The following is a 25,609-nucleotide window of genomic DNA, read 5'->3' on the forward strand; positions in this document are numbered from 1 at the left end:
TAGATTACTAAAAATCATTAAGGATTAGTGGACCATAATGCGGCACTCTTAAGCATTGCTCTTTTAGGTAATTTAAGTCCTGCAACAATCAACTCTGCAAAATCTTCTGGTTGTAAAACACTGTCTTCTGAGTCTTTCCTAGCGATACCCAAATCTATAGACATATCAGATGCAATAGTGCTAGGTGTAAGAGTACAAACTCTAATGTTATTTTTACGTACTTCTTTCATTAAAGATTCTGACATACCGATTACCGCAAACTTTGATGCAGAATATGCTGATGTACTAGCATTACCATTTAATCCTGCTGTAGAAGATACATTAATGATTTCCCCATGGTTTTGTTCAATTAGGTGTGGTAATACTTCTTTAGTCACATAATACATTCCCATGACATTAGTTTGTATAATCTGACTCCATTGATCTACAGGCATATCGTTTAAAGTTCCAAAAGCTGCAATACCAGCATTATTGACTAATATATCTATAGAACCTAAAGTGTCTATTAACGATTTTATACCAGTTTGAACTTCTTCATAATTGCCTACATCAAATGTGGCATAAGTAGCTTTAACTCCTAACTGTTCTAATTCAGAAACAGTAGCCTTAAGAGCTTCTTCATTTCTTCCTGTAATGGCTACTTCTATTCCTTCTTTTGCAAATGCTATTGCGGTCGCTTTTCCTAGGCCACGACTACCACCGGTGATTAATGCTTTTTTACCTGTTAAATCTTGCATGTATTTAGTTTTAGAATATGTGTATAATCAAAATAAATGAACTGTTGTTGTGTCCTATTTTGAGTTAATGAATGTCTTTTAGGATGGCTAAATTATGCATTTTGAATGGTTGTAGCGATCTTGTTTATATTAATCATTTGTGAATAAATGGCAAGTGTCTAAGAATTATTTTCTTGGGTTTTATATTGAAAATAGGCCTTGTAACTTTCAGAAAATCCTAAATGATAAATCGCGATAGCATAAATGAATATCATAACTAGCATTGGGATTTTATTTACAAAAGCACCGGATAAAGCTACAAGTCCGATGGTAGCAGCTAATAGTGCTAAAGAAAAAAGAACAATAGCGATAATTCTGGCCCATCGTTTTGCTTGAAAAACAAATAGTAACAAAACAACTGTCAGTACAAACCTTACACATTGCTGTATCAGTTTTGACGTATTTATTTCTGGTAGGGCAGATTGATAGAAATATATGGTATGAAGAGAAATTAACAGAATACTAATAGAAATTAAGATGGTTCTACGTTTGCCTAATTGTGCTAATTCGTTCATTGTTATAAAGTACTTTTATTGATAGCCTGCTGCTTGTAAATTAAATAGCTTTTCATATAATTTAGGTTCTGACATAAGTTCTTCATGCGTTCCTATTTCTGCTACTGTACCGTTTTCAAGGACCAATATTCTGTCTGCCATTCTAACGGTAGAAAATCGATGTGAGATGATGATACTAGTTTTACCTTTAGTAAGTCCTATAAAACGTTCAAACACGTCATATTCTGCTTGTGCATCTAGTGCGCTAGTAGGTTCATCGAGTACAATTACATCTGCATCTTTCATATATGCTCTAGCAAGTGCTACTTTTTGCCATTGTCCGCCACTTAGTTCTTGCCCTTTTGCAAATCGTCTACCTAATTGTTGATCGATTCCATCTTTCATAACTTCGACTACTTGGTTAGCGAGACTGCGATCTGCTGCGTCGTGTATCATAGGATCGTTAGTTAATTCACCAATGTTTCCGACAGCAATGTTTTCGCGTAAGCTGAATTCATACTTAAAAAAATCTTGAAATATGACTCCAAAACGTTTTCTATACTCTTGTTTATTAAATTTAGAAATATTGATTCCGTCTAGTAAAATTTCCCCTTTTGTAGGTTCATAGAAACGTAGAATCAATTTGATCAAGGTAGTTTTTCCTGCACCATTTTGTCCTACAAATGCCATTTTCTCACCAGCTCTAATTTTAAAACTGATGCCTTTTAAGACTTCTAGGTCACTACCTGCATATCCAAAATGAACGTTTCTAATTTCAAAACCTTCTTTTATTTCAGCAGGAATAGGAGTGTAGACAGTCGCTTCATCAATAACCTCAATATCGAGAAAATCAAAGTAATCTCTTAGATATAAAGAACTTTCTGAAATGGCTGTAAATCTTGAAAAGAAGCCTTGTAAATTATTGCGCAGTCTATTAAACGAACCAGATAAGAACGTTAATTCACCAATACTTAAGGTACCTGAAATCACTTTAAAAATGATGAAAATATAAGCTCCATAATAAGATAATATTCCCAAGACGTTAAATAGAGAGCCGTAAATGCTTTGCTTTAAAGATAGCTTTTTATTGATCTCATAATAATCACCAGATAATTTTCTAAATCGTGCAGCGATATAATCGGTTAGCCCAAAAAGCTTGACCTCTTTGGCGGTCTGATTATTAGCTCCTATAAACCTTAGATAGTCCAGTTCACGACGTTCTGCCGTCCAGCTGCGTGCCACAGAGTAGCGGTGAGAGCTGTATTTTGCCTCATTTATAAATGATGGTATGATACTTAATACTAATAGGATGATTAGTAAAGGCTCAAAGTAAATTAAACCAGCAATTAACGATCCTATAGAAATGATACTTTGTATCTGACTTAAAGAGGCGCTCATCAATCCTACACGACCACTAGTTTGTTGTCTTGCGCGCTCTAGTTTATCATAAAAATCAGGATCTTCTAATTGTTCTAGAGTGAGTTCATTAGTTTTTCTAATGATTTTTTCTGAAGAAGCATTAGAATATAGATCACCTATAAGTCCGTCTGTTAAATTGATCAATCGATTCAATAAATCAGCTATAATGGCTATTCCTAGTTCAATACCTACATAGGTCCATAATTGCGTCAGGTCTTGTTGATCCAGTGAGATTTGTAAAATCACCTCGTCGATGATTAATTTACCGACCCACAAAAGTGCTACAGGACTAATAGCTGTAAGCAATCTTGCCACAAAATTGGTCACAAACAATTTAGGACTCGCACGCCATATTTCTTTAAAAAATCTAGGTAAGGTCTTTAATGCGCTAAAAGAGAACGTTTTTCCCTTTTTACTTTGTTCTTTTATGGATGCTGGTGCTCTTCTCGCCACGTTATTTGTTTATAATGTAAAGGTAAAGCGATTTATACAGTTCGCTTACGCGAAAAAGTAATTTAAACATTCCTTAAGAACTTCAAAAAACGACAACTTTACTAGTAAAAAATATTAAATACTCGAGCTTCTTTACATGTAAGGATTACCACCATAATGTCTAGGATATTTTTTACTCCAATCTTTACGCTTATTATAAATCACTAGTTTGAGTTCATTCAATTCGGGATGGCTTTTTTCTAGCTTTTTCATCACTGCAGACATTTCTTTTACTTGTTCTACCGTTATGTGCTCATTCCAGATTAGTTGAGTTCCATATTTCTCTATCGCCTGAATACGATGATGCTTCACAGCATTTTGAAAATGATGCCAGTCAGCATCTATAGTTTTAGCATCTCTCTTTTTTATTATTGATAAATAGTAGAAGAAGAAAATCACAATGGCTAGAGTAACCACCATTGTAATTGCAATTATGATGGCATTATTCATCTAAGTAAATGTTTTAATTATTTCTCTTCCTTTTTTAAATCCACCATTTCAATGATGTATGGCTCTGTACCCAACATGATAAAGTCTACATGCAATGTGAAGAGTACATTCTTTTGAGATTTATCTTTAAAAATTAATAAACCTTCATAACCTGGCTGTCCTAATTTGAATATCGCTCGTGTTTTATAGAGAAAATCCACATATTCAACCTTCTTCCAGTTGATATTGAACTTTTGTGCGGCTTCTCTAATAGCGTCATGATCCTCTTTAAGTAGTTCTGCATATCGAGTTCTACTCACTGCTTTTATAATTTCTTTATCCTCATCAGACATTAATAAATCTGGTGAGTCTGCAGCTTTATTTAAAAGAATTAATGAAACCATATGACTTTTATAAGTCGATAAACCAAAAGCTTCTCGATTACTGATATCTTCAATTAACTCATAAGCTTTTTTCTTCATCAAGTTGACCGTTTCGTTTTGCGCAGTACTCAATTGGAAGAATAAAAGTAGAAATAGGGCAGTGGTGATATTTTTCATATGGTATCAATAATCTAATTGCTTCAAAGATAAAGATTGTGTGTCTATCTCAATTCTGTCACAGATTATAATCTAGATATTTTATCCATCATGCAAAAAATCCCCAAACCATATGGTTTGGGGATTTTAATATTAAAATTTATTTGTCTTATTCTAAATCAAATCGATCTAGATTCATCACTTTAGTCCATGCTGCTACAAAATCATTTACAAAACGCTCTTTTGTATCTTCACTTGCATATACTTCAGACAGTGCTCTTAATTCAGAATTAGAACCGAATATTAAATCAACGCGAGTCGCATCCCATTTTTTGTTATTTGTATTGCGCTCTACAATCTCAAATAAATTCTTATTATTTTCTACTGGTTTCCAACTATAATCCATGCTCAATAGATTTTTAAAGAAATCATTTGATAACGTTCCTGGCTGCTCTGTAAGGATTCCAGTTTTAGAACCATCATAATTTGCACCTAGTGCACGCATTCCACCTACTAATACAGTCATTTCTGGTGCACTTAATGTTAACTGTTGTGCTTTATCTACTAATAACTGTTCTGATGTAAGAGTATATTCCTTTTGCTGAAAGTTAGTAAATCCATCTGCCATAGGCTTCAATAAGTTAGTGCCATCGATATCTGTTTGATCTTGTGTTGCATCAGTTCTTCCTGGTGTAAAAGACACTTCAATAGAGTAACCTGCTTTTTTCGCAGCATTTTCAATAGCCACATTACCACCTAATACCACAAGGTCTGCTATAGATATCTTTGTACTTGAAGTATCAAAATCGTTTTTAATATCTTGATAAACCTTGAGTACTTTTTTCAATTGAGCTGGATTGTTTGAAGCCCAATTTATTTGAGGTTCTAATTGTATTCTACCACCATTTGATCCACCACGACGGTCTCCATGACGGTAAGTAGATGCGGCGTTCCATGCAGTTGTAACTAGCTCATTAGTCGTTAATCCAGATGCTTTTATTTTACCTTTCAGTATATTGATATCGCTAGTAGATACTAATTTGTAATCTCTAGTTGGTACTGGGTCTTGCCAGATAAATTGCTCTTGAGGCACTTCAGGTCCTAGATAAGTAGTGCTAGGTCCCATATCTCTATGTGTTAGTTTGAACCACGCTTTCGCGAAAGCGGCATCAAATTCCTCAGGGTTTTCATAAAATCTCTTAGAAATCTTTAAGTATTCTGGATCTTTAATCAAAGATAAATCGGTCACTAGCATTGTAGGAGCAACTTGCTTATCCTTATCAAATGCATGAGGATACATTTTTTCTGGGTTTACAGCCTCAAATTGGTGAGCGCCTCCAGGACTTTTAGTTAGTTTCCATTCGTGTTCAAAAAGACTTTTAAAATAACCAATTCCCCATTGTGTAGGTGTATTAGTCCATGTAACTTCTAAACCAGAGGTAACAGCATCTGCTCCTTTACCACTTTTATGAGCGCTTTTCCATCCCATACCTTGATCTTCAATTGCTGCACCTTCTGGAGCGGCACCTAAATTCTCACCGCTAGAAGCACCATGTGTTTTTCCTAAGGTATGACCACCTGCAATTAGTGCTACAGTTTCTTCATCGTTCATTCCCATACGTCCAAAAGTCTGACGGATATCGTGTGCCGCCAATACTGGATCTGGATTACCGTTAGGACCTTCTGGGTTTACATAGATTAATCCCATTTGTGAGGCTGCTAGTGGTGTTTCTAATTCTCTATCTTCATTGAATCGCTCATCACCTAACATTTCGCTTTCAGAACCCCAATAAACATTAGTCTGTGGTTCCCATGTATCTTCACGACCACCAGCAAATCCTAGTGTTTCAAATCCCATATTTTCAAAAGAAACATTTCCTGCTAGAATCATTAAATCTGCCCAAGATATTTTCTGACCATATTTTTGTTTTACCGGCCATAATAACCTTCTTGCTTTATCAAGGTTAGCATTATCTGCCCAGCTATTTTGTGGTGCAAATCGTTGTTTACCTTCACGCGTTCCACCACGGCCATCTCCAGTTCTATAAGTACCAGCACTGTGCCACGCCATTCTTATGAACAGTCCGCCATAGTTACCAAAATCTGCAGGCCACCAGTCTTTTGAGTCTGTTAAAGCTAGTTCGATATCCTTCTTAAGCGCATCATAATCTAGGCTTTCAAATTCTTTCTTATAGTTAAATTCTTCACCTAATGGATTAGACATATCACTGTTTTGACGTAGGACGCTTAAGTCTAAAGAATTAGGATACCATTGCTGGTTGGTTTTACCTTCACCTTTAGTCATTGATCCTGCTGACTTTGTACTACCAAAGCCAAGTGGACACTCAGCCTTACTTGCTGTTGCTACATCAGTAGGCTTATTCATGTGGAAGGTGTAATAATAGCCTCCAAAAAGACCTAGTAAAGCGACTATCGCTATACTTGAATAAATTAAAATTGTTTTCATGTTTATTGATTTGTTCGCAAACTTATCATAATTACAATCTATCAATAATAATTATCTATAAATATATTCTATTAAAATATTATTCAAAGTAATTCACCTATTCATGGTACAATTTGGTATTAGAAGAATGTTTTGAATCTATATGGAGTGAGAATAGAGGTATCTTAATGATAACACACAGTATATAACTTCATCGTTACCATTTTTATCATATTTGTTAGGTATTGGACAGTATAAAAAAAAATCCTTGAACTATAAGTTCAAGGATTTTTAAATATATCCAGTTAACTGAGTTCAATTAACTGTTAATTAAATTAGCTATGCTTATTTAACTTCTTCAAAATCTACATCTTCAACATCACTTGTGTCATCACCAGCTTGTTGTTGTGCGCCTGCGTCTGGTCCAGGTTGTCCACCTTGAGCATCTGCTTGAGCTTTGTACATTTCTTCACTTGCTGCTGTCCAAACTGTGTTTAGTTTTTCTAGAGCAGGATCGATTACTGCGATATCTTTAGTTTCATAAGCTGCTTTTAACTCAGTAAGCGCCTCAGTAATTGGTGCTTTTTTGTCTTCTGGTAACTTATCACCAAATTCTTCTAACTGTTGCTCAGTTTGGAAAATCATCTGATCTGCTGCGTTCAACTTGTCTGCAGTTTCTTTTGCTTTTGCATCAGCATCAGCATTTGCAGCAGCATCTTGCTTCATTTTCTCGATTTCTTCTTCACTAAGTCCAGAAGAAGCCTCGATACGGATATCTTGTTTCTTACCAGTTGCTTTATCCTCTGCACTTACTTTAATGATACCGTTAGCATCAATGTCAAAAGTAACTTCAATTTGTGGAGTACCGCGACGTGCTGGTGGAATGTCAGATAAGTGGAAACGACCGATCGTCTTGTTATCTGCAGCCATAGAACGTTCTCCTTGAATCACGTGGATCTCAACACTAGGTTGATTATCTGCCGCTGTAGAGAATACTTGTGACTTTTTAGTAGGAATGGTTGTGTTAGACTCAATTAATTTAGTCATGACACCACCCATAGTTTCAATACCTAAAGAAAGTGGAGTTACATCTAATAAAAGAACGTCTTTTACATCACCAGTTAAAACACCACCTTGAATTGCAGCACCTATCGCTACAACCTCATCAGGATTTACACCTTTTGATGGAGCTTTACCAAAGAATTTCTCAACGGCTTCTTGTACAGCAGGAATACGAGTTGATCCACCTACTAGGATGATTTCATCAATATCACCAGTTGAAAGACCTGCATTTTTTAATGCTGTCTGACATGGCTCGATAGTTCTTTTTACTAAGTCAGAGATAAGTTTCTCAAAAGCAGATTTTGTAAGTGTTTTTACAAGGTGCTTAGGACCACTAGCAGTAGCTGTTACATATGGTAAGTTAATTTCTGTCTGTGCGCTAGAAGAAAGTTCAATTTTTGCTTTTTCAGCAGCTTCTTTAAGACGTTGTAAAGCCATAGGATCTTGTCTAAGATCGATATCTTCGGCAGTCTTAAATTCATCTGCTAACCAGTCGATGATTTTTTGATCTACATCATCACCACCTAAGTGTGTATCACCATCAGTAGATAGTACTTCAAATACACCATCACCTAATTCTAATATAGAAACATCATGTGTTCCACCACCGAAGTCAAATACAACGATTTTTTGATCTGTATCTTTTTTATCCATACCATAAGCTAGTGCCGCAGCAGTAGGCTCATTAATGATACGTTCTACTTTAAGACCTGCGATCTCACCAGCTTCTTTAGTTGCCTGACGTTGAGAATCGTTAAAGTAAGCAGGTACAGTAATTACAGCACCAGTTACTTCTTGTCCTAAATAATCTTCTGCTGTTTTCTTCATTTTTTGAAGAATCATAGCACTTAATTCTTGAGGTGTGTACAAACGACCATCGATATCTACACGTGGTGTATCATTATCGCCTTTAACTACACTGTAAGGTACACGTGAAGCTTCATTGCTAGACTCGCTAAATTTGTTACCCATAAAACGCTTTACAGATGCAACCGTTTTAGTAGGGTTAGTTACCGCTTGTCTTTTTGCAGGATCACCTACTTTAATCTCACCACCTTCAACAAAGGCGATTACAGATGGAGTAGTTCTTTTTCCTTCAGCATTAGGAATTACTACAGGCTCGCTTCCTTCCATTACAGAAACACAGCTGTTTGTCGTCCCTAAGTCTATTCCGATTATTTTACTCATTATAAATGTATTTTAATTTTAATGTTCAATTTTTTACACTTTCCTTAGGTCAATGTTTGTGCCATGACAGTGTTAGTGACACGATGTCATTATTGTTGTAAAAATGGCATTTCTAAAGTTGTATTGGTCTCGCTTTCGCGAAAGCGTATAATAACACAGTATCTAAATAATACTGACGCTAGCCGTTGTATAGAGTGAATAATGTCAAGTATTGTTTAATGAAATTGAGCCTTGAAGAATGATTTACATAGTTTTATTAAATCCAATAAGATGCTGTCAGTTAATAGAAAATTTAAGAATCTGTCGCTTTTTTAAAACTTCTTACCAAATAAAGAAATAAGAAAAGTATTAAAGCCATCCATGGTGCACCATGCATGAAGGTGTCCCAATAATCCATTAATCCCATACCATCGCCACCACCAGCAATCCATTTTAACTTACCCCAAATATGAGGTTCTGGACTAAATGGTGCTAGACCTAATGTGAGACTAGCGATTAAAGCAAGAAGTATATTTCGTTTTAAATTCATGCGAGCAATATAACAATTGTTAGGAAAAAAAGCGGTAATCAAATGGTAGAGCCATTATGCTATCTTATCTTAGCCCTTCAAAATAAAGAAGCTATGTCAGAAGAAGTAAGAAAGCAGGAACCACAGGTGCTTTGGAATCATTTTGCAGATTTAAACGCCGTACCGAGACCTTCAAAAAAGGAGGAACGTGTACGAGCTTTTATGGTAGATTTTGGTAAAAAACTAGGTCTCGAGGTTATAGAAGATGCGATAGGTAATGTAATTATTAAAAAACCTGCCAGTCCCGGAATGGAAGATCGTAAAACGATAATCATGCAGTCGCATATAGACATGGTGCATCAAAAAAATAATGACACAGATTTTGATTTCCTTACTCAAGGTATTGATATGTATGTAGATGGAGATAATATTGCTGCTCATGGAACAACACTAGGTGCCGATAATGGAATAGGAGTAGCGGCTATTATGTCTGTATTATCCTCAAGTGATATTGCTCATCCAGCGATAGAGGCATTATTTACCATCGATGAAGAAACAGGTATGACAGGTGCAAAAGAACTGGATAAGACCATTTTATCTGGTACAATACTTTTAAATCTAGATACTGAAGAAGATGATGAGATTGATATAGGTTGTGCTGGTGGTGTAGACATTACAGCAACCAAGGAATACGAACTAGAAAACATACCTGTGGATTATACTACAGCAGTTCTGACGGTTAAGGGACTTAATGGTGGACATAGTGGTATGGATATTATTAAGGGCTTGGGTAATGCAAATAAGATGATGACGCGCTTGCTAGACGCGATGCAAAAGGTAGAAGATGTTCATGTAGAAAGCATTCATGGTGGTAGCTTGCGTAATGCGATACCACGCGAAGCAAATGCGATCATCAGTTTTAAGAAAACTGATGAGTTAATGGATCAATTTAAACGTTGTAAAGCAGCCATCCATGATGAATATAAATCACTAGAGGCAAAACTTGATATCTCTTTAACAGACACTACAGCATCTAAACTAGTGTTGAGTGCAAGTGATAGCCGCAACTTAGTTTTTACTCTATTAGGAATTCACAATGGAGTGTACAGAATGAGTCCAGATATAGCAGATCTAGTTGAAACTTCTAATAATCTTGCTCGGGTAGTATTGGACAACGGATCTTTACAGATAGCTTGTTTAACACGTTCTTCTGTAGATAGTTCTAAGACTGATCTTGCTTCATCAATAAGTGGAGTAATGAAACTTGCAGGAATGAATGTGGTACTTTCTGGAGATTATCCAGGATGGCAACCTAATACTGATAGTGCTATTTTAGAAATTGCTAAAGCAAAGTATGAGACTTTATTTAATCATACTCCTAGAGTAGTGGCTTGTCACGCTGGACTAGAGTGTGGGATTTTAGGAGAACGTTATCCAGGATTAGATATGGTTTCTTTTGGCCCTAATATTAGAGGAGCGCATAGCCCTGATGAACATGTTGAGATTCCTTCAGTTCAGAAATTCTGGAAGTATTTAATAGAGATATTGAAAGATATTCCCAAAATTTAATGGTTGTTGATGACTAGTCAACTCAATAGGATAAAAGAAAAGCCCTAACTGTTTAACCAGTTGGGGCTTTCTTATGGAATCATAAAGTCCCGATTACTTTATGATTACCTTCCTTATTTGTGTACCATAACTAGTTTGCATTGTGACAATATAGTTGCCCGTTGCAATTTGGTCTACTGGTATTTTTATAATTCCATGTTGATCGCTAACGTCCCAAGTATTAATTTGTTGACCTAACATATTTGCAAAAGTTACGGTATTGATATCCATCTGAATACCTTTCTTAATGTGTAAAGCATCTTGTCCAGCAGGTGTGAAAATTATGATATCACTTTCAGACAGTTGACTGCTATCACTACTAAGGGTTGTAGGATCATTAAATACAATTGAAAATCGATCACTATAGTCACCTACTGCAAGTGGATCACTTACATAATTAGCATTTCTTAAGTTATAAAAAGTGTTATTAAGAGCATCTTTAAGATAAATATCTAGTGAAGGATCAACATTTTCAAGCTCATCAATTTTAATTGAAATTGATCCTGCAGTTCCTACTTTAACGTGAAGAGGTAGTACCGTAGTGATGTCTACTTGATCAATGGCTTGAATATTTAACTCTTCGTTATTTAAATTAAAAGACATATCGTCAATTTGTGGATCATATTGATAACCATCAAAAGCTCTATCAAAACCATTGCTAGCATTAGGATCTATGGTCAATAATAACTGTCTATGAATAAGATTAGGAGAATCGAATCCAAATCTGAACTTAGGTCTTAAATCTGATGACGTATTATAGTTAGAAAAGGGATTGTTGTTTGCATTGCTTCCTGGTGCTGCCACGAAGATACTGTTACCAGAAGCTTCAGTTACAAACTGTCTTTGATCATTTCTAAAGCGCACACTACCATTTGCAATACCTGTCACAAAGAAACCTTGTGCAACAGGAATAAATCTTTCTGGTTGTTTTACAGCTATACCACCTTGATTAACAGATGGATGAGATGTTCCTATTGTTGCGTTACCTAATCCACCGGATAGATTATACATTGCATAACCACCTTGATACAATTGTAACTGGTGTGAGTTCCCACCCCAATGTTCCCATAAGTATATGGTACCATCTAGATCTGGATTATCATTAATGAATTCATGTGCATCAAGGGCACTAGGATATGGGTTACCAACAAGATATATATTACCATCAAAAACAGTTAAGTCTATATCTCCGTTATTAGGTTTTCCAACAAACACATAATTTTGATTGCTTGTAGAGGCTCCTGTACCTTTCATAGTCCATCCTTCACCAGCTTTTAAGGTGCCGTTAGGCCCTAGGTAAGTCCAGTTAGAGTATTGTCCGGCAAGTAGGTTGGTATATTTATAGAGCCATCTACCAGATATTGTGGCAGCTGTCGTGGCATTACCTGCAGCGCCATCTCTAACCGCTGTAGATGTCCAGTTAAGATCTCTAGGAGTATCTACAAAAGTTCCATCTTTAAGAACATCGTTAATTGAAAAATTAGTATTGATGCTGCTTGAATTTATTAAGCTTACTGGAGAAGACCAGTAATTATAGCTAAACTTATCTGAAGTTCCTTGTTGATCTCTTTCGATTTTACCTGTACTAGTCGCTACTAAATCACTATCCGTATTTTGAATTAATTGAGACTCATTTTTTAAATCAATTGTTCCATCTAGTAATAAATGATGGGTAACCGTAAGTCCATGATCGTTGTTCACATTAATTTGATCAGATTCCACTATAAGCCCTAATAATGTTATATCTGTATTATTAATTTCTAATTCATGATTTGTTTTTACGATGTTCCAATCAATTTTTACCGTAGCTCCATTAATATTTCTAAAGCTTCCAGGAGTGAAAAGTTCTGATCCGTTTTCCCAAGCATTTATATTTTCCCAATCATTGTTGGCGGTTGAGATGTAGGGTAGTGGAGCCTTTTGAAGATCCATAGAGAAACGATCTCTATCAAAGAGTTGAGCGTATCCTTTATTAATAGAATTATCATTAAGTGCTGTACCTATATAACTGTTCAAGTCATAGTAAGCTGATAATTGATCCCAGTCTATAGATACAACTTCATTTTTAGTGACCGTAGTCGGTAAAATTTCTCCTTCTACTTGGTTAGAAATATCTTGAATTTCTTGATTCATGATATATCTTAATTGTGACTCTGTCAGAGCTTGATTCCATATTCTTAACTCATCTAATCCACCTTTCCATTCATTATTTAAAGAACCGTTATTATTTCTACGGGCACCTATCGTGAATAGATTTGAATTTGTAATTGGAGCAGTTTTAGTTGTTTCTTTATCTAATACACCATCAATGTATAGTTTTATAGTACCGTCATAAGTTACCGCAACATGTCTCCATACATTATCTGTTAAAGCAGTATTACTAGTTAGACTTTGGTTGGATCCATTATTCCACCACATCACTAATCTATTACCTCTATTAAGGTAGAAATGGTATCCAGAACCACCTTGCCTTTTTGATAAAATAGTTTTAGCATTATTACGGTCATTATCGCCATAACTGTTTACCCAAGCAGAAATTGTAAAGTTGTTATTTAAATCAACACCTTTTTCAACATTCAAATGATCGTCAGTACCATCAAATTCTAAACCTCTTGATGTGTATACTATTGCTGCTGTTCCTAAACTAAAAAACTCTACTCCATTGAAGTCATATTTAACTCTATAGTAATCACCATCTTCTTCAAAAAAAAGTGTTTTAAAATTTGTACTAAAGTTTTCGTCATCTGCTACAAGTAGAACATATTCCATGTCTGCGGTAACAGCTGGTAGACCCGTTAAATCATTTTTATGAACTCTTATTTCAACGGTAGGAATATCTGAATTCACTTCTGATATTTTCCAAACACGATTCATTTTATCTGTAGTGGTTGTTACTGTGTTTGTTAAACCAACTTGATATGCAACAGGAGTAGGACTTGTGTCTGTATCACCACCATTATGTCCCCAAATTAAAAACTCCTTATCCGTTTCAAAAGTATTTAGATTATCAGACCCTATATCTTCAACATCACCTAGTCCTATTGCAATAATAGAAGTAGAATTTTCACTTTTAGATTGTTTCTGATTCAACTCTGATTCGTCATCCCTTCCTATGGCTGCGACATCATAATTATAACTTGTGTTAGAACTATAGTCCCAAATCATGTTGTTACTAGAATCTATATAATCCCAGTCTGCCTGATGATCATCTAATGTACTTGCTGGTTCATGTAAGGTAATACCATTCTTTATAGCTAGGTAAGAGTAAACTTTTTGCTGATCATCTATAGCCAGTCGATCAGAATAACTAAAAACTTCTGTTATCTGACCGTTCAAGTGTGTCTCAAAAGGTAAACCGTTCAATTGATACCTACCAGCACCTAAGTAGTATGCTTTATCTAAAAATCCATTAAAAAGTAATGTTTCACCACTAGATGATGTAACACCATTTGCATTATCTACCTTTCTACCGTTAATGTAAATTTCGGTACTATTATTAGATGGGTCATTTTTAACATTAATGATGTTAACATCATTAAAAGTTCTTGTGGGGTCACTATATGCTCTTCCATAGCTTAGTAGGTTATCTGTTAATGCTGTCGGAACTGTTTCCACACTATGAGCTAGAACCTCATCGTTATATCTAGCAGAGACTGGTCCCCAACCTAGACCAGAAGGATCTTTTGCCGGGTTTTCTGAAGATACTTTTGCACTTAGAAGCATCGTCTCTCCAGCATTTGAATTACTAATATCTAAAGTAGATTTAACAACGATCCAATAATCATTTGAATTAAATCCAGCTTTTCCCTTCATGTGCTGTTGAGAAGCTCTATCAAAATCAACTGCAGGATTAAAATTCACATTTTTGTCGACATTATTTACATAAAAAGGTGCATTTAGACTAGCTTCTTTAGCGTCGTTATCTAAGGCTAAATCTTCCCAAGTTAAAATTTGTGTTCCATCAGTACTTGCAATATCTGATGCTCTAAGCCATAGGGATAAATCATCACTAACATTTGCTGGTCCATCAGGTGCAACAGGGATTGTATTAGGAATACCTCTTAACATGATATTATCGACTAATACACCATCATCTCTAGTGTTATCTCCATCTGATGCAAATACAACTCTAAATTTTACTAAAGGATTATTATTAAGTATAGCAGGTAATTCATGAGAAGCATTTTCAAATCGACTATCTGCAGTACCTAAGGTAGAATTATCACCTACCCAACCATGTGAATCATTGGATAATGCATCCACATTATTACCATTGTACCAGTTCACGCCAGAGTTTTGTGCACCTAATACATCCCAGGTAAGACCGTTGTTTGCGCTGTACTCTACGCGCATACCATCATTTACATCATTGGTGTTAGTTCTAAAATCAAGTTGAAATTCTAGATTTGTATAGCCTAATGTAGAAATCGTTGGACTCTCTAGGGTCGCCCTAGCATCACGAGGATAATTATTGAAGTTGTCTGTATAAAAATATAATCCTTCTCCGTTTTCAAAAGTGGTACCTAAAGTCCAATTTAGATTTGTTCCATTACTAGTCCATCCATTTGCTCCAGAATCAAAGTTTTCATAAAAGAATGTACTTTTTTTAGCAGTAGAGGTAGAGGTTACTTCAAAGGTGTAAGAGGCTTCATCTGGATCGTTAGAGTTAATAGTACAAGTTGCAGAACTTGTACCAGGCGTAGGTCTAGTAACATATGCAAAAAAACTTAAGGAGCCACCACCAGGAATTATTCCTGTAGGCTGTTCTACAACATCATAAAATGCACCACCTGCTCCAAAAAATGTCACTGGATTACTACCTGACATTATTAATTCTTGTCCTCCTAAATTGTTGATGGTGAATTTTCTATATATTCTTTTAGGACCTTCTACATTCCCAAAATCTGTATTGTTAGCTGTACTTGTTCCGGTAGCACCATCAGCTATTTCAATATTATTTGCGGTAATAGAAATGTCTGGTGTATTACAGGAAATATTACTACCTGTAACATCAAAATTCTCTGTAGAATTATTCCCTGTTCCTAAGGCAAAAACATATGAATTCGATGTGCCTATGTTAATAACAATATTTCCACCACCATTCCACCCATCACCATAGGAGTCACGTAAAACGACCCTATAGTTATTTGCAACAGCTAAACAACCCAATGACACCGTGGTATTGTAATTACCATTTGTACCGTTAAAGCATCTGGCGGGATCACAATAAGTGGCAATTAAGTTATTGCTAGGATCAAATATTTCTATTTGATTATCACCTGACCAGCTAGGCCAGTTGATATCTATTGATACATTGTTTTGTTGAGCATTAGAAATAAAAACTCCTGTGTTTAATAAGAAGAATAGTAGAGAAAGTAATTTAAGTTTCATAAGATATGGTCTTAAGTATGGGGAGATTTATAGATAAACGCTTTCGCGAAAGCGTGATAGAATAAATTTCAGGATTCAAACTAATCATAGTTTAAATCCTGAAATTTTTTAATTGAGATGAGTTTACTGGATAATTACTTTTCTAGATTGAGCACCGTAGTTAGTTACCATTGAAACTATATAATTACCACTTGCGATTTGATCTGTAGGTACAGTTATGATTCCGTTTTGATCTGATACAGTCCAAGTCTTCACTTGTTGTCCTAACATATTAGTTAAGGTGATAGAGTCGATTGTCATTTCTACACCTTTTTTAATGTTAAGGCTTTGCATTCCTTGAGGAGTGTAAATGATTAGATCATCTTCATTTAAAACTACATCATCATTACTTAGTGTTGTAGGATCATCAAATACGATGAAAAATCTGTCATTATAATTACCAGCCCATAGTTGTGGACTAGTGTAATCACTAGCTCTTAAATCATGGTAAGTATTATTAAGACCATCTTTAAGATATATTCCTTGAGTAGGATCTACATTCTCTAATTCATCTATTTTAATGGTAATGACTCCAGTCGTACCTATCTTAACATTTAAAGGTAAAATAGTACTTTGAGAGATTTGATCAATACCTTGAATATTTAAGCTCTTACTACCTATTTTGAATGACATATCATCGGTCTGAGTATCGTATTGATAACCATCAAATCCTCTATCAAATGCACTACTAGCATTAGGATCTATCGTTAATAATAATTGTCTGTGAATAACACTAGGAGAATCAAAGCCAAATCTAAATTTAGGTCGCATATCACCTTGAGTATTATAACCAGAATATGGATTACTGTTTGCATTACTACCAGGTGCTGCAACAAAGATGCTATTACCAGAAGACTCTTTTACAAACTGACGTTGATCATTACGAAATTTTACAGTACCATCAGATATTCCTGAAACAAAGAATCCTTGTGCAACTGGAATAAAACGTCCTGGTTCTTTTGTCGCAATCCCACCTTGATTAATTGATGGGTGAGAGGTACCATAGGTTGCGTTACCTAATCCACCAGATAGGTTATACATTGCATATCCACCTTGATATTGTTGTAACTGGTGAGAGTTACCACCCCAATGTTCCCAGAAGTAAACAGTACCATCAATATTAGGATTATCATTAATAAACTCGTGTGCATCAAGTGCGCTAGGATAAGGATTACCGACTAGGTAATCGTTACCGTTATTTATAGGTAAATCGATGTCACCATTATTAGGCTTACCTACAAATACATAATTTTGCTCATCTGCGGTTCCACCAGCACCGGTACCTTTCATAGTCCACCCTTCACCAGGACTAAGGTTTGTGTTTTGATCGACTAGTTGCCAGTTAGAATACTGACCACCTGTCTGATTACCATATTTATACAACCATCTTGAAGAAATAGTAGCAGCTGTACTAGCGGTTCCTGCTGCACCATCACGTGTGTTATAGTTTGTAAAGTTTAAGTCGCGAGGATTGTTAACATAAGTACCATCTTTAAGTACACCTGCTATACTGAAACCATCATTGTTATTAGTATTGCTGATTCTACTTACTGGTGATGTCCAGTAATTGTAGTTAAATTTATCTGCAGTTCCTTGTTGATCTCTTTCTAGGTGACCAGCACTAGTAGCAACTAGGTCACTGTCTTCGGTCTGTATTAATTGAGATTCACCTTTTAAATCAATAATACCATCTAATTCAAGATAATGTGTAATGGTAAGTCCATGATCATTATCAACATTAATCTGTCCAGATTGTGACATTAATCCTAATAATGCAACATCTGTATTTAAAATATCAAGGTCATGGTTAGATCTAACAATGTTCCAATCGATTTTTACTGTAGCACCATCTATATTTCTGTAACTACCAGGAGTAAATTGCTTACTACCATTTTCCCAAGAGCTTTGATCTTCCCATGTTCCATTTCCATTTGATTCATAAGGAAGTGGAGCTGTCTGACTTTTAAGTTCAAAAAAGTTTTCGTTTGCCATACGACCATACCCTTCATTTACAGATTCATCGTTAAGAGCTGTACCGATAAAGCTATTCATACTATAGTAAGCATTAAGCTCATCCCAGTCTAAAGAGGCAATTTCATTTTTAGAAACTGTATAAGGTATGATGGTTCCATTTACTAAATCAGAATTATTTTCTAGTTCTTGATTCATTATAAATCTAATTTGATCTGTAGATAGAGGAATGTTCCACATTCTAATTTCGTCTAGTTCACCTTTCCAGTGCTCTATAACATTACTTTCGTCTTCAAATCGAGCACCTATACTTAAAGTATTTGAATCTGCAGTCAGAGGCACTAGTGAAGCTGTATTATCAATCACACCATCAATATAAAGTGTAACATCAGATCCATTGTAAGTAACAGCGATATGTCTCCATGCATTATCTGCTACAGCAGTGTTAGAGATAATTTCTTGTGCACCGCTATTGTTCCACCATACAGCAACTCTATTATCTGGTCTTAAATACATTTGGAATCCAGAATTCCCTGTTCTTTTTGCAACAATGGTCTTATTAGAGCTAGTACTATTAGCACCTTCACTATAAATCCAAACGGAACATGTAAAACGACCACCTAATCCATCAGATTCTGGAATTTCAATATGATCATCTATACCATCAAAAGAGATACTGCGCTCTTCTTTCTTTACATAAGTAATACCAATAGTAAAGTATTTTGTACCATCAAAATCGTACTTAGCGCGCTGGTAAGATCCATCTTCTTTAAAGAATGCTGTTTCTAGATTAGTTGTAAAGTTTTCGTCGTCTGCGACGATTAAAACATATTTACTGTCAGCAGTAAGTGCTGGTAGACCATTGAAGTCTGTAGTAGAAATTCTTACTTCGGTTTTAGCAACATCAGTGGTCGCAACCTCATTAATTTTCCATATACGATTGATTCTTGTTATGTTAGTTTCAACGGCGTTTACAATACCTAAATCATAATCTAGAACAGTTGCGTAAGCATTTAAGTCTTGGCCATTGTGTCCCCATACAAGGAAGTCCTTATCGTTTTGGAAAGTATTACTATTATCTGTTCCTAAATCTTCAACTTTATCAAGACCTATAGCTACAATTGAAGTAGAATTTTCACTTTTAGATTGCTTTTGATTAAGATCAGAATCGTCATCTCTACCTATAGCAGCCACGTCATAATTATAATTTGTATTTAGACTGTAGTCCCATATGATATTATTGTCACTATTAAGATAATCCCAGTCTGCTCTATGATCGTCCAAAGTACTAGTAGGGTTGTGAAGTGAAACACCATTTTTAATAGCTAGGTATGAATAAATACGTTGTTGTACAGAAACATCTAATTTATCTCTATAACTGAAAACCTCAGTGATTTGACCATCTAAATGGGTTTCAAAAGGAAGTCCATTTAATTGATACCTTCCTGCACCTAGATAAAATGGTTTATTTGTAAAACCTTCAAAATTTAAGGTTTGATTACTAACTGTTGTTTGTCCAGTAGCGTTATCAATTTTACGACCATTCAAATACATTTCTGTTTGATTATTTGAAGGATTGTTTTTTACATTAATAATGTGTACGTCATCAAATGTTCTTGAAGCATCAGAAAATGCACGACCATAACCACTATTTGCATCATTCTCAGAAACGGTACCTACACTATGAGCAAGAACCTCATTTGTATATCTTGCAGACACCGGTCCCCAACCTAGTCCAGATGGGTCTTTTGCAGGGTTAATAGGAGCATATTTTGCACCTAATAACATTGTCTCTCCTGCAAGAGAATTAGTCATGTTAATAGAACTTCTAACAACTATCCAGTAATCATTAGAATTAAATCCACCTTTACCTCTCATATGTTGTTGTTGAGAGCGATCAAAGTTTACAGTTGGATTGAAGTTAATATTTTGATCAATATTATTAGCAAAAGTAGGAGCACTAGATGCAATCTCACTAGCATCATTACCTATTGCCATGTCATTCCAGTTAGTAAGTAAACTACCATCGGTCTGAGGTATGTCTTGAGATCTTAACCATAAAGTTAAATTATCACTAACATCTGCTGGTCCATCAGTAGCCATAGGTAAGGCTAGAGGAGAACCAGTAATGATAACATTGTCAATTAAAACTCCATCATCACGTTGTCCATTATTATCTGATTCAAATCTTACTCTAAATCTTACTAATGGGTTATTATATAAAGTAGCAGGTAACTCGTGTGATGCTTCTTCAAATCTACTAAGGCTAGAATCTAAGTTAGAATTGTCACCTACCCATGCATGAGCGTTATTTGCTATACCATCAGCATCATTACCATTATACCAATTATCTCCACTACCTACTGCGCCTAGAGTACTCCAAGTAGTACCGCCATTTGCACTATATTCAATGCGCATTCCATCTTCAGTATCTGCAGTATTTGTCCTGAAGTCTATCCAGAACTTTAAATTAGTATATCCTAATGTTGATATCGTAGGACTAGTTAATACAGCCTCAGCATTGTTAGGGTAATTATTAAAATTATCGGTATACCAGTAATCTCCTTCACCTTTTTCAAAAGTAGTACCTAGTGTCCAGTTAAAAGAACCCGTGTTTGATGTCCATCCAGCAGCACCATTATCAAAATTTTCATAATACATGGTGTATTGAGGTGCTACAGATTGAGCGGTGATATTAAAGTTATAGGAAGCCTCATCACTATCATTACTTAATATAGTAACAGTAGCAGTACTAATACCTGCAGTAGCTCTATTAAAGTTTATCATTATGTCTTGTGTAGCACCACCAGCGATAGTAGCATTAGGTTGGGTCGTTATTGAAAAATCAGCCGCATTTAAACCGGTAATATCCACTCTAGGTGTTCCTGTAAGGTTTAAATTATTGCTCCCAGAGTTGGTAATCACAAATACAGAACTTAATGTTCCACTACCTTCAACGATACCTAGATCAGTACCATCTGTGGTATCTGGTGTTGTATCATTATCTGCTATTAAAACTCCATTACCGTAAATGTCAATTTCTTGAGGTCCCGATACACAAGCAGATCCACCACCATATACATTAAAATTAGCGGTAGAACTGGCACCACCACCGTGGTTAGTGCTCAATACTACATTACCACCAGAAGTGATGGTTACATTTGCACCTGTACCATTCCATTGATCTCCATATCTGTCATACATTCTGATTCTATAATTATTAGCATCAGTTAAACAACCTATATTCACAGATGTATTGTAACTTGTGTTTGCACCAGTGTAACAACTTGCAGGGTTACACAGATCTAATAGAGTAGTACCACTCGGGTCGTATACACGTAAATAATTTTCACCTGACCAGGCTGGCCAGTTAACAGTTACTATCACCTCGCTAGTCTGTGCAACGGATATTAAAGTAATAAAGAATAATAAAGTACTAAGTAATAGATTTTTACAATTTAGGAAGGTAAAATTTTTCATAATCGTCTACAATTAATTTTTCGGGTGCGGTAAAATTAACGTAGTATACCGATGTAATTTCGCATTTCATCTATAAAATCGTCAAACAACCCGTTTTAAGTGTATTTCATCGATTTAATTAACAAATGTTTAAAAAGGTTAAGTTTTTTTTATGCTTCCGCGAAAGCATTAATTCAAAAAATATTACGATTTAAACTTATCTTTACTCTTTAGAACTACTACAATGAATCAAAAGCCAACGCTAAAAGTACTTGCTGAGAAATTGCAATTATCTACATCTACAGTGTCCAAAGCTTTGAAGGACAGTGCAGAGATTAGTATAGATACCAAAACACGTGTTAAAGAACTAGCTAAATTAATGGGGTATAGGCCTAACACGGCAGCTGCGTCTCTAAGAAATAGAGAGACCAGAACAATTGCCGTAGTACTTCCAGAAATAGTGAATGATTTTTTTGGACAAGTATTGATGGGAATAGAAGAAGAGGCTTCTCAACACAATTACAAAATTGTAATTTGTATTTCCAATGAATCTTATATAAAGGAAAGGGATTATATAGAAATGTTTTCTAACGGTGCTGTAGATGGATTTATCATTGCTGCATCAATGGAAACACAAGAGCTTAATCAATATGAGCATTACAATGATATCCTCAACTCCGATTTAAAATTAGTCATGTTTGATAGAGTTATTGATGATTTAGACTGTGATAAGATAATAGTTGATGATGCTGCTTCTGGATCTAGATTAGTAGACTTTTTAAAGAAAAAGGGAGATCGTAGTTTATGTGTTGCTTCAACTATTAGTAAATTAAGTGTTGGACAACTTAGAGAAAAAGGAATAAGGTTAAAAGTCGATAATTGTCCAGATTTAAAGCTTGAATATGTATTAGAAGATGAGGATGACATTTTTATGAAGAAAATGGAAGAAACCTTGACCAGTAAAAAAACTGATGCAATCATAGCCTTAGATCAACGATCAGGTATTATGGCACTTAATAAAGCAAAGGAATTAGATATTAAAGTTCCAGAACAATTACAGATTATATGCTATTCTAATAGTACAATGGCAAAATATTCATATCCTCAATTAACCGTAGTAGATCAACATTCAAAAGAATTAGGTAAAAAAACCTTTACTAGAATTTTAAACTTAATGAAGAATAAAGATGAGGTACAAGTGACTCGTATTCATACCTTAAAGACTACATTACTAGAAAGAGGAACTACTAGAAAATAAAAAAGTCCTCTTAAAAAGAGGACTTTCGTAGCGTGGGGCGGGCACGATCCGCCGACCTCAGCATTATGAGTGCTGCGCTCTAACCAGCTGAGCTACCACGCCATGTTAAGCAAACTTGCCTAAGCGGCTGCAAATATATACTTATTTCTTTATTCTAACCAAATCTAATTCTCTTAATATTTTTCTGAAATTGATTTTTTCTTTTCAGGATTTATCTACTATATTGCCATCAAAGTAATTATCTCATGCAAGAACCAATCAAATTTAACCTGGAGTTTCCTATTCACGTCTCACCAGCATTATTGTATCAATACATCGCAACACCATCAGGAATGTCAGAATGGTTTGCAGATAATGTAAATAGTAGAGGTGAGTACTTTAGATTTATCTGGGATGGATCTGAGGAAAAAGCAAAAATTATCAAACGAGTTAGTGAAGAAAGAGCTCGTTTTCAATGGGATTATGATGAGGATACTAAAAAATATTTTGAAATGAGTATTCAAGTTGATGAGATTACAAAGGATGTTTCTTTAATGATTACTGATTTTGGAGATGATGAAGATGAGGTAGATGATCAAAAAATGTTTTGGGAAAATCAAATTGGAGAGTTAAAAAAAGTACTAGGTTCTAGTTAAACCTAATTTCTATACCTAATTTTGAGCCCTGAATTAAACAGGGCTTTTTTTATGGTAAATATTGACGGTGAGTTAAAATCTAGTAATTATGCTACCATTGCATTTAATAATAGAGGAACATTTTATGGAGATGGGATATTTGAAACAATAAGATGTTTTAACGGGAAACCATTACTTTATGAAGCGCATTATTTTAGACTTATGTCTGGTATGCGTATTTTAAGAATGGATATTCCGGCATCCTTCACACCAGAGTTTATTGAAGATTCAATAATTGATATATTAAATCAAAATAACTTCAATACAGGACATGCTAGAGTGAGGTTTACGGTATGGCGTAAGTCTGGTGGTCTTTATACACCTTTAGATAATGGTGTACATTACAGCATTCAATCTACAGAATTAGATGGTATTTATCAAAATAATACAAATCGTATAGCCGAGTTATTTAAAGATCACTACGTTTTATCTGGATTATTAAATACCATTAAATCCACAAATAAGATTGTTAATGTTCTTGCTGGTAGGTATGCATTAGATAATGACTACCAAGAAATGTTTCTGGTAAATGAGAAAAAAATGATTACCGAAGGTATTTCTGGAAATGTCTTTGTTAGAACAGGTAATAAAGTAAAAACTCCACCAGTATTAGACGGTTGTCTTAATGGTTTAATGAGAGAACAAGTCATACAGCAATTGAAGCGCATGCTCGATTATGATATTATAGAAGAAACATTATCACCATTTGAATTACAACGTGCTGATGAAATTTTCACAACTAATGTCATAAAGGGAATTCAAAGTGTAAACAAGTACAGAAAAAAAGAATTCAATAAAGAATTAGCAACAGAATTATTAGAAATTTTTAATGATAAATTTTTCAATTAGTTATAAGAAGGGTTTTCAGGTGCATTAGACCATAACTCATAACTACCGCCTAATTCTAACATTTCCTTCTTCCACAAGCCATGAATTTCATCAGATAAGATAAGTTCTGACGAGGTATTAGGTTTGATAACCCAAGAACGCTCATTAATCTCTTGTAACAGTTGATCTTTATGCCATCCAGAATATCCTAAGAAAAATTTAATCTCATCACCAGTGATCTTATTTTCACTTATAAGATGGTGTACACGTTGAAAATCACCACCCCAATAAATATTATCTGCTATAAGGTGTGAGTTGGGAATCAAGTCTGGGATTGAATGTAAGAAATATAAATTATCCATTTCTACAGGACCACCTTGAAAAACAGGAAGTTCTAAGCCTATTTCTGGAACTAAATCATTAAGTGTGAATTGTAACGGTTTATTAAGAATAAAGCCCACAATTCCATTCTCATCATATTCAGTTAATAGCACTACTGATCTAGAGAAAGATTCATCACCTATAATATTAGGTTCTGAAACAAGTAAGCTTCCTTTATGTAGTTCTGTTGTTTTCATGAATTAATTATTCTTAAACTTAAATAATTATTTTTAAAAACACCCATGCAGTTCACTATAATTTTCTATAATTCTATTTCACTGACATTTTAAGACAAAGAAAAACCCGATTCTTTTCAGAATCGGGTTGATACTTTCAACAAAGTGGTAATTAGTTTACAGCTTTCTGTAAATCGCTACCTGCTTTGAATTTCACTACTTTTTTAGCAGCGATTTTGATAGTTTTTCCAGTTTGTGGGTTTCTACCTTCACGTGCAGCTCTTTTAGAAACTGAGAAAGATCCGAATCCTACTAAAGATACTCTATCACCTTTTTTAAGACACTTTTCTACGTTACCTAAGAAAGATTCTAATGCTTTTTTAGCTGCTGCTTTTGAAATACCAGCATGCTCTGCCATTCCTTCGATTAAATCTGTTTTGTTCATAATTGAAATTAAATTAATGTTGGTTA

16 protein-coding genes and 1 tRNA gene are annotated in these 25,609 nt (G+C 35.0%); 4 read left to right on the forward strand and 13 right to left on the reverse strand.

Annotated features, from left to right (window positions below; genetic code table 11):
• Positions 1-17: 17 nt before the first annotated feature.
• The 8 genes from ACJJVI_RS09810 to ACJJVI_RS09845 form a co-directional block, all read right to left on the reverse strand.
• The gene (locus tag ACJJVI_RS09810) at positions 18-737 is read right to left on the reverse strand and encodes a 3-ketoacyl-ACP reductase (protein WP_405351698.1); all 720 of its coding nucleotides are present in this window, start codon (positions 735-737) and stop codon (positions 18-20) included.
• 158 nt (positions 738-895) lie between these two features.
• The gene (locus tag ACJJVI_RS09815) at positions 896-1,291 is read right to left on the reverse strand and encodes a hypothetical protein (RefSeq protein ID WP_405351700.1); all 396 of its coding nucleotides are present in this window, start codon (positions 1,289-1,291) and stop codon (positions 896-898) included.
• 15 nt (positions 1,292-1,306) lie between these two features.
• Positions 1,307-3,142 (reverse strand): ABC transporter ATP-binding protein, encoded by a 1,836-nt coding sequence (locus tag ACJJVI_RS09820; protein WP_317291581.1) that lies wholly within the window; start codon positions 3,140-3,142, stop codon positions 1,307-1,309.
• Between the two features lie 132 nt (positions 3,143-3,274).
• Positions 3,275-3,631 (reverse strand): hypothetical protein, encoded by a 357-nt coding sequence (locus tag ACJJVI_RS09825; RefSeq protein ID WP_397299938.1) that lies wholly within the window; start codon positions 3,629-3,631, stop codon positions 3,275-3,277.
• A 17-nt stretch (positions 3,632-3,648) separates the two neighbouring features.
• Complete coding sequence (locus tag ACJJVI_RS09830) at positions 3,649-4,170, reverse strand: hypothetical protein (RefSeq protein ID WP_405351703.1); 522 nt, start codon at positions 4,168-4,170, stop codon at positions 3,649-3,651.
• Positions 4,171-4,318: 148 nt separating this feature from the next.
• Positions 4,319-6,616, reverse strand: coding sequence for a catalase/peroxidase HPI (katG, locus tag ACJJVI_RS09835; protein ID WP_405351705.1), 2,298 nt, complete (start codon positions 6,614-6,616; stop codon positions 4,319-4,321).
• Positions 6,617-6,940: 324 nt separating this feature from the next.
• Positions 6,941-8,845 (reverse strand): molecular chaperone DnaK, encoded by a 1,905-nt coding sequence (gene dnaK / locus ACJJVI_RS09840; RefSeq protein ID WP_036584995.1) that lies wholly within the window; start codon positions 8,843-8,845, stop codon positions 6,941-6,943.
• Between the two features lie 292 nt (positions 8,846-9,137).
• Entirely contained in the window at positions 9,138-9,374 is a 237-nt protein-coding gene (locus tag ACJJVI_RS09845) for a hypothetical protein (protein ID WP_036585444.1), read from the reverse strand.
• 93 nt (positions 9,375-9,467) lie between these two features.
• On the opposite strand from ACJJVI_RS09845, the gene ACJJVI_RS09850 reads away from it, so the two are divergent.
• Positions 9,468-10,922, forward strand: coding sequence for an aminoacyl-histidine dipeptidase (locus tag ACJJVI_RS09850; RefSeq protein WP_405351707.1), 1,455 nt, complete (start codon positions 9,468-9,470; stop codon positions 10,920-10,922).
• Positions 10,923-11,015: 93 nt separating this feature from the next.
• On the opposite strand, the gene ACJJVI_RS09855 is transcribed toward ACJJVI_RS09850, so the two are convergent.
• Complete coding sequence (locus ACJJVI_RS09855; protein WP_405351708.1) at positions 11,016-16,352, reverse strand: LamG-like jellyroll fold domain-containing protein; 5,337 nt, start codon at positions 16,350-16,352, stop codon at positions 11,016-11,018.
• Between the two features lie 123 nt (positions 16,353-16,475).
• Positions 16,476-21,842: a LamG-like jellyroll fold domain-containing protein gene (locus ACJJVI_RS09860; protein ID WP_405351710.1), complete on the reverse strand. Its 5,367-nt coding sequence runs from the start codon at positions 21,840-21,842 to the stop codon at positions 16,476-16,478.
• Between the two features lie 223 nt (positions 21,843-22,065).
• On the opposite strand from ACJJVI_RS09860, the gene ACJJVI_RS09865 reads away from it, so the two are divergent.
• Complete coding sequence (locus ACJJVI_RS09865; protein WP_042247002.1) at positions 22,066-23,079, forward strand: LacI family DNA-binding transcriptional regulator; 1,014 nt, start codon at positions 22,066-22,068, stop codon at positions 23,077-23,079.
• A 28-nt stretch (positions 23,080-23,107) separates the two neighbouring features.
• Here the strand turns inward: ACJJVI_RS09865 and ACJJVI_RS09870 are convergent.
• Positions 23,108-23,181, reverse strand: a tRNA-Met gene (locus ACJJVI_RS09870).
• A gap of 143 nt (positions 23,182-23,324) precedes the next feature.
• Between ACJJVI_RS09870 and ACJJVI_RS09875 the strand changes: the two genes are divergently transcribed.
• Entirely contained in the window at positions 23,325-23,714 is a 390-nt protein-coding gene (locus ACJJVI_RS09875; protein ID WP_036585002.1) for an START-like domain-containing protein, read from the forward strand.
• A gap of 51 nt (positions 23,715-23,765) precedes the next feature.
• Positions 23,766-24,602, forward strand: a complete 837-nt coding sequence (locus ACJJVI_RS09880; protein ID WP_042247006.1) for an aminotransferase class IV — start codon at positions 23,766-23,768, stop codon at positions 24,600-24,602.
• Here the strand turns inward: ACJJVI_RS09880 and ACJJVI_RS09885 are convergent.
• Positions 24,599-25,159: a YqgE/AlgH family protein gene (locus ACJJVI_RS09885; RefSeq protein WP_036585004.1), complete on the reverse strand. Its 561-nt coding sequence runs from the start codon at positions 25,157-25,159 to the stop codon at positions 24,599-24,601. The two genes, ACJJVI_RS09880 and ACJJVI_RS09885, sit on opposite strands and share 4 nt — an antisense overlap.
• 151 nt (positions 25,160-25,310) lie before the next feature.
• Positions 25,311-25,583, reverse strand: a complete 273-nt coding sequence (locus tag ACJJVI_RS09890) for an HU family DNA-binding protein (RefSeq protein ID WP_036585005.1) — start codon at positions 25,581-25,583, stop codon at positions 25,311-25,313.
• Between the last annotated feature and the right edge of the window lie 26 nt (positions 25,584-25,609).

Source organism: Nonlabens sp. Asnod3-H03 (assembly GCF_045063665.1).
Classification (GTDB): Bacteria; Bacteroidota; Bacteroidia; order Flavobacteriales; family Flavobacteriaceae; genus Nonlabens; species Nonlabens ulvanivorans.

Bases quoted from the DNA above. Each gene is read 5' to 3' on its own strand.
- dnaK (WP_036584995.1), bottom strand. From the start codon at position 8,845: ATGAGTAAAATAATCGGAATAGACTTAGGGACGACAAACAGCTGTGTT.
- ACJJVI_RS09825 (WP_397299938.1), bottom strand. From the start codon at position 3,631: ATGAATAATGCCATCATAATTGCAATTACAATGGTGGTTACTCTAGCC.
- katG (WP_405351705.1), bottom strand. From the start codon at position 6,616: ATGAAAACAATTTTAATTTATTCAAGTATAGCGATAGTCGCTTTACTA.
- ACJJVI_RS09890 (WP_036585005.1), bottom strand. From the start codon at position 25,583: ATGAACAAAACAGATTTAATCGAAGGAATGGCAGAGCATGCTGGTATT.
- ACJJVI_RS09815 (WP_405351700.1), bottom strand. From the start codon at position 1,291: ATGAACGAATTAGCACAATTAGGCAAACGTAGAACCATCTTAATTTCT.
- ACJJVI_RS09865 (WP_042247002.1), top strand. From the start codon at position 22,066: ATGAATCAAAAGCCAACGCTAAAAGTACTTGCTGAGAAATTGCAATTA.
- ACJJVI_RS09855 (WP_405351708.1), bottom strand. From the start codon at position 16,352: ATGAAACTTAAATTACTTTCTCTACTATTCTTCTTATTAAACACAGGA.
- ACJJVI_RS09885 (WP_036585004.1), bottom strand. From the start codon at position 25,159: ATGAAAACAACAGAACTACATAAAGGAAGCTTACTTGTTTCAGAACCT.
- ACJJVI_RS09845 (WP_036585444.1), bottom strand. From the start codon at position 9,374: ATGAATTTAAAACGAAATATACTTCTTGCTTTAATCGCTAGTCTCACA.
- ACJJVI_RS09850 (WP_405351707.1), top strand. From the start codon at position 9,468: ATGTCAGAAGAAGTAAGAAAGCAGGAACCACAGGTGCTTTGGAATCAT.
- ACJJVI_RS09875 (WP_036585002.1), top strand. From the start codon at position 23,325: ATGCAAGAACCAATCAAATTTAACCTGGAGTTTCCTATTCACGTCTCA.
- ACJJVI_RS09830 (WP_405351703.1), bottom strand. From the start codon at position 4,170: ATGAAAAATATCACCACTGCCCTATTTCTACTTTTATTCTTCCAATTG.
- ACJJVI_RS09880 (WP_042247006.1), top strand. From the start codon at position 23,766: ATGGTAAATATTGACGGTGAGTTAAAATCTAGTAATTATGCTACCATT.
- ACJJVI_RS09860 (WP_405351710.1), bottom strand. From the start codon at position 21,842: ATGAAAAATTTTACCTTCCTAAATTGTAAAAATCTATTACTTAGTACT.
- ACJJVI_RS09810 (WP_405351698.1), bottom strand. From the start codon at position 737: ATGCAAGATTTAACAGGTAAAAAAGCATTAATCACCGGTGGTAGTCGT.